The sequence below is a fragment of the uncultured Jatrophihabitans sp. genome (assembly GCF_964246335.1).
In the GTDB taxonomy this organism is placed as follows: Bacteria; Actinomycetota; Actinomycetes; order Mycobacteriales; family Jatrophihabitantaceae; genus Jatrophihabitans.
This window is the reverse complement of sequence record NZ_CAXTQF010000022.1, coordinates 44,120-50,223: the sequence shown is the minus strand read 5'-3', so window position 1 is coordinate 50,223 and position 6,104 is coordinate 44,120. Positions and strand designations below refer to the sequence as shown.

Sequence of the window (6,104 nt, the reverse complement as noted above, 5' to 3'; positions counted from 1 at the left end):
CGCCGACCACGCGGGCGAGGACGGTGCGCATGGGCACGGCATGGCGCACCTCGCCCGTGCGCCGCACCGGTTCCCGGGGCGGGCCGGCGGCAAGATCACGGTCGGGCAGCGTCACCGTGGTGGTCGCCGGGTCCGGCCGCACGTGGGTGGGGCGAGTTTCCGGCGCGCTCATCGGTGCAGCGTCGGATGACGGGTCGAGGCGCCGATGCTTCGCCCGATACTCGGCGACCGGCGCTGAGATGTCTGCTTGATCTACCGACACGAGGAACCCTCCGGACGCCGGACCCCCGCTGTTCGACGGTCGACCCGGAAGCTACCAGCATGTTTGGTCCACGTGAAGTCAACCCTGCGCAGGCAGCTGCGCCTCGACGACCCACCCGCCCGTCGCCGTCGCACCCGCGGCGAACCGGCCGCCGCCGCGCTCGACCAGTTCACGCAAACCGTGCAGACCGTGACCGGTGCCGACGATCCCCGCTGTCAGTGACACAGGCGCGTCGTTCTCGACGCGGACCTCGAGCACCCGGGTGGCGCCGCGGACGAGCACCCGCACGGCCGCGCCGGGGGCGTGGCGCAGCGCGTTGGTCAACGACTCGCGCACCACCCGGAACGCCGTGCCGGCGACGTCCGTCGACACCCCGTCGCGGTCACCCTCGAAGCGGCAGGTGACCTGCAGACCGCTGCCCGCCGCCAACGCCACCACCTCGTCGACCAGCGCGAGGTCGGGGCCGGCGACCGCCTGCCCACCGAGCAGGTCGACCAGCCGCGCGAGGTCACCGCGGCCCTGCCGCGCGGACTCGGCCACGACGCCGAGCACGTCGGCGCCGGCCTGCTGGGCGGCCGCCGAATCCTGCAGCAACAGCCGCTGCCCGGCCGCGGCCTGCACCACCATGACGCTGAGCGAGTGGCCGATGATGTCGTGCAGCTCGGCGGCGATGCGCGAGCGTTCGTTGCGTACCGCGAGCTGCGCGAACAGCTCGCGCTCGGCCTCCAGCTCCTGCCCGCGCAACGCGAGTTCGTCGGCCGTCTCGCGCCGCAACCGCAGCGCCGTCCCGGCGACGAAGCCGGGCACGGTGAACATCGCCAGTCCGCCGTCCTGCTCGCCGGTGATCAGGTATAGCGCGGCGAGCCACGCAACGAACCCCGCGCCACTCGTCCACGCCGCACCGCCCCCGAAACGCTCCCCCGCGACGAACGCCAGCGCCGTCAACACCAGCAGTGCCAGATCCGGGACGTCGCCGGGCAGCAAGCTCGCCGCGATGATCAGGGCGCCGCCACCGGCCGCTGTCAGCACGGGGTGGCGGCGCCACACCGTGAGCAGCAGGCCGGCGGCGACGACACAGGCAAGACCGAGCGCCGCGCCCCCCGTGCGCGGCGGGTCCTGCACGAGCGAAGGCAGCACGACCACGAGTACGACGCCGACCGCGATCAACCACGGCTCCAGGCGACGCGCAGGCATGGCGTCAGACCGGCTGGACCGGCAGGTGCGCAAGCGCCCGTGCCCGGCCACGCGCGACCTTGACGGTGAGCGTGCCGTGCTGCAGGCGCACCCGCTCCCGTGCCCGGGCGACCGCGGCCCGCACATCGGCGCCGCGGTGCACCGGACCGGTGACGGTGATCTCCAACGCGTCCGGCGCGAAGTCCATGGCGACGTCGATACGCGCGTCCGGTTCGTCGGCGAGAACGCCGAGCAGGTGCTCGACGACGCGGTAGGCCGACAGCTCGACACTCGCCGGCAGGCTGCGCGGATCACCGGCCACCGCGAGCCGCGCGTCGACACTGCTGCGCCGCGACAACAGCGCCTCCAGGTGCGCCACCGACGGCGCCGGCGCGAGCGCGACCTCGCCACCGCGTAGCACACCGACGATCTCGCGCATCTGCCCGAGAACGCGCCGGCTCTCGTCCTCGATGGTCGCCAGCAACGCACCGGCCTTCTCCGGATCGCCGTCGGTGGGCGTGGCCGCGGCGTGCAACAGGTGCTGGAGACGCTCATCGAGCAGGGTGTCGAGCTCGGCAGACATCCGGGCACGATCGGTACTGACGTCGACGGCGGCGCGCGCATCGCGCAGCTGCGCCAACTCCGCGTTGCGCTCGCGCAGCTGCCCGGCCAGCCCGATGCGCTGCCGGACCACGCCGCCGATGGCCCAGGCAGCGGCGGTGAGCAGCGCGGCGATCGGGATCAGCGTCGGCCCGGCGGCCGAGTCGCGCAGCAGGACGAGCGCGGTCAGCACCTCGACCACGGCCAGGCCGACGAGGCCACGACGCCACTCGTCGCGCATCCCGACGAGGTAGGCCAGCACGAACGCCAACGGCAGACCCGCACCGCAGCGCACGGTCCAGCCGAACGCAAGCACATGCACCCCCATGACGGTGGCGGCGAGGCCGGCCACGATCAGCAGGCCCCGCCGCCACCAGAGCACGGGAACGACGGCCACGAGGAACACCGGCAGCATCCACCACGAGTGGCTGTCGGTACGCACGTCGGCGTGGCGGTCCGTGACGTCCTCGACCATCAGCACGACACCCAGCGCGGTGAGCACCACGGTCAGCACGACGTCGGCCGCTCGGATGGTCACCGCGTTCCGCGCACTCATCGGATGTCCGCCGTTCAGACGTGCGCGGCGGCCGGCAGCGGCGCCGGCGCCTGCTCGGGCACCGAGCGCTTGGCCAGCTGCGAACGCACGAACCATCCGGCCCCCCATGCGATGACGGCGAGCCCTGCCGTGACCGGCAGAACGCCCAGCCCCGCGGCTGAGTCTCGCACAAGAACGAGCGCCTGGACACCGATCGTCAGCACCAGCGCGAAGACCGATTGACGGCGGTCGGCGAGCAGTCGCCCGGCGCTGTAGGCGAGCGCGCCGGTGAGCGGCAGACCGGCGCCGCACCGCACGACCCAGTCGAAGGCGATGTCGTGCACGGTGATGGCCGCGGCGCTGACCAGGATGACCGCCATCAGGTTCACCCGGCGGAACACAACCGGCAGCGTGGCGACGAGGAACACCGGAATGAGCAGCCAGCTCGTCGAGTCGATCCGGGTGCCGTCCTTCGACCCGCCCATGTCCTCGGCCATCAGCCACACGCCGAGCGCGCTGAGCAACAACGCCAGCACGATGTCCGTCGGCCGGATGGCAGCCCTGATCCTGTCCATCGATCTCTCCCTCGCGTTCGTCCTACGGGGACCGCCCCCGGTTGGTCGAAAACGTAGGAGCGGCCGCGGGTCATGCGCGTCCTGCTGCAGGCTGAACCCGACCCGCGCATGTCCTCCTCACGAAGGACCCCGGGGACTTGCCGGGGCGGCCACAATGTCCGCGTGCCCATCCGCGTCCTGATCGCCGACGACCAGCAGCTGCTGCGCTCCGGCTTCCGCGCGATCCTCGACAGCGAGACCGATATCGATGTGGTGGGCGAGGCGGACGACGGCCTGCAGGCGATCCAGCTCGTCCGGCAGTACGCACCCGACGTCGTGCTGATGGACATCCGGATGCCGAACCTCGACGGATTGGCCGCCACCGAACGGATCGTCGCGCTCCCCGACGCTCCCCGGGTCGTGGTGCTGACGACGTTCGACCTGAACGAGTACGTCTACCGCGCACTGCGCGCCGGCGCGAGCGGTTTCCTGCTCAAAGATGCGCCGGCCACCCGGTTGATCGCCGCGGTGCGCGCGGCCGCCGGCGGGGACGCGTTGATCGAGCCGTCCATCACGCGTCGCCTCGTGGAGAGCTTCGCACCGGCGCCGGCGATCCCGTCGGGCCCACCGGCCGAGCTCGCCGGCTTCACCGAACGCGAGCTGGACGTGCTCCGGCTGGTCGCGCGCGGGCTGTCGAACGCCGAGATCGCCGCCGAGCTGGTCGTCGCCGAGACGACGGTGAAGACGCACGTCGGCCGGATCCTGATGAAGCTCGGGGTGCGTGACCGCGTGCAGGCGGTCGTGCGCGCCTACGAGACCGGTTTCGCCGCCACGCCGCGGTGATCGTCCGGGTCAGTACGCTCGGCGGGTGAGCGATCGCGAGTTCGCGAGCCTGCACCGGCACGGCATGGTGCGGGTCGCTGCGGCAACCCCGGTCGTCGCCACCGCGGATCCCGCACGCAACGCGCAGGCGACGCTCGAGCTCGCGCGCCGGGCCGATGCCGACGGCGTCGACCTCGTCGTCTTCCCGGAACTCGGCCTGTCGTCGTACGCGATCGACGACCTGCTGCTGCAGGACGCGTTGCTGGACGCGGCCGAGGACGCCGTCGCCACGATGCGCGACGCGAGCCGCGAGCTCGCACCCGTGCTGCTCGTCGGCGCGCCGGTACGCCGCAACGGCAGCCTGTTCAACGCCGCCGTCGTGATCAGCCACGGTGCGATCCTCGGCGTCGTCCCGAAGACGTTCCTGCCGAACTACCGCGAGTACTACGAGAAGCGCTGGTTCGCCTCCGGCGCGAGTACGTCCGGTCAGGAGATCACCCTTGCCGGCGCGACGGTGCCGTTCGGCAACGACCTGATCTTCGGCGCGACCGACCTCGACGACTTCGTCATCGCGGTGGACATCTGCGAGGACTTCTGGGCAACGGTGCCGCCGTCGTCGTTCGCTGCGCTCGCCGGCGCGACCGTGCTCGCCAACCTGTCGGCGTCGAACATCACTGTCGGCAAGTCCGCCGACCGCGAGACCTTGTCGGCATCGCAGTCCATGCGCGCGGTGGCCGCGTACATCTACTCCGCGGCCGGCCCGGGCGAGAGCAGCACCGACCTCGCGTGGGACGGTCAGGGCACGGTGCACGAGCTCGGTGCGCTGATCGCCGAGTCCGACCGCTTCGCCGAGCAACCACAGCTGCTCGTCGCCGACGTCGACCTCGCACGCATCCGGCTCGAGCGGCTGCGCACGCAGTCGTTCAGCGACTCCGTCGTCGCCGCCGGACAGCCGGAACGGCGCTACCGCCGCGTCGCGTTCGCACACCGTCCGCACCTGCGCGACGTCGGCCTGCGCCGACCGCTGCGCCGCTTCCCGTTCGTGCCCGACGATCAAGCGCATCTGGATCAGGACTGTTACGAGGCGTTCAACATCCAGGTGACCGCGTTGGCCCGGCGGTTCCGCTCCGCCGGCGAGCGCATGGTGATCGGCGTCTCCGGCGGCCTGGACTCCACGCACGCACTGATCGTCGCGGCCAAGGCGTGCGACCTGCTCGAGGTCCCGCGTTCGTCGATCCTCGGCTTCACGATGCCCGGCTTCGCGACCGGCGAGGCGACGAAGGCGAATGCGTGGGCACTCATGAAGGCGCTCGGCGTCGAGGCCGCGGAAATCGACATCCGGCCCGCCGCCGGTCAGCTGCTCGCCGACCTCGACCACCCGTTCAGCCGCGGGGAGCACGTCTACGACGTGACGTTCGAGAACGTGCAGGCCGGCCTGCGCACCGACTACCTGTTCCGGTTGGCCAACCAGCGCAAGGGTTTCGTCGTCGGCACCGGCGATCTGAGCGAGCTCGCGCTCGGCTGGTCGACGTACGGTGTCGGCGACCAGATGAGCCACTACGCGGTCAATGCCGGCGTGCCCAAGACGTTGATCCAGTACCTCATCCGCTGGACGGTGACGAGCGGGCAGTTCGACGAGCGCACGAACGAGCTGCTGACCTCGATCCTGGACACCGAGATCTCCCCCGAGCTGGTGCCGGCCGACGAGGAGACCGGTGCCATGCAGAGCACCGAGGAGCGGATCGGACCGTACGAGCTGCACGACTTCTTCCTCTTCCATGTGCTGCGTTACGGCCTGCCGCCGTCGAAGGTCGCGTTCCTGGCGTGGCACGCGTGGCGTGATGCCGCTGGCGGCGAGTGGCCCGTCGGCTTCCCGGCGGACGGCCGGCACGCCTACGACCTGCCGACGATCACGCACTGGTTGCGCGAATTCCTGCAGCGCTACTTCGGGTTCGCGCAGTTCAAGCGCTCGGCGCTGCCCAACGGGCCGAAGGTGAGTGCCGGCGGTGCGCTCTCACCACGCGGCGACTGGCGGGCACCGTCCGATGCGAGTGCCGCCGCGTGGGTCGCCGAACTCGACCGCAACGGGCCGCAGGTCTGACCGCGACAGCGGAAGTTCGGTCGCTGCGCGACCCGACGACACTGACCTCGCCTGATC

General features: G+C 71.6%; 5 protein-coding genes. 2 read left to right on the top strand and 3 right to left on the bottom strand.

Features of this window, described 5'->3' with window-relative positions; genetic code table 11:
- Positions 1 to 340 precede the first annotated feature (340 nt).
- From ACFFCN_RS08750 to ACFFCN_RS08740, 3 genes are read right to left on the bottom strand one after another with little or no spacing between them, the layout of a single operon-like run.
- A complete protein-coding gene (locus ACFFCN_RS08750; RefSeq protein WP_375490760.1) occupies positions 341 to 1,456 on the bottom strand; it encodes a sensor histidine kinase in 1,116 nt (371 codons plus the stop codon).
- A 4-nt stretch (positions 1,457 to 1,460) separates the two neighbouring features.
- Positions 1,461 to 2,591, bottom strand: a complete 1,131-nt coding sequence (locus ACFFCN_RS08745) for a hypothetical protein (RefSeq protein ID WP_375490759.1) — start codon at positions 2,589 to 2,591, stop codon at positions 1,461 to 1,463.
- A gap of 14 nt (positions 2,592 to 2,605) precedes the next feature.
- Complete coding sequence (locus tag ACFFCN_RS08740) at positions 2,606 to 3,145, bottom strand: hypothetical protein (RefSeq protein WP_375490758.1); 540 nt, start codon at positions 3,143 to 3,145, stop codon at positions 2,606 to 2,608.
- A 162-nt stretch (positions 3,146 to 3,307) separates the two neighbouring features.
- Here ACFFCN_RS08740 and ACFFCN_RS08735 point away from each other — a divergent pair, with 162 nt between their 5' ends.
- On the top strand, positions 3,308 to 3,967 hold the full coding sequence (locus ACFFCN_RS08735) for a response regulator (RefSeq protein ID WP_375490757.1): 660 nt from the start codon (positions 3,308 to 3,310) through the stop codon (positions 3,965 to 3,967).
- 25 nt (positions 3,968 to 3,992) lie between these two features.
- Positions 3,993 to 6,047 (top strand): NAD(+) synthase, encoded by a 2,055-nt coding sequence (locus ACFFCN_RS08730; protein ID WP_375490756.1) that lies wholly within the window; start codon positions 3,993 to 3,995, stop codon positions 6,045 to 6,047.
- Positions 6,048 to 6,104: the final 57 nt, after the last annotated feature.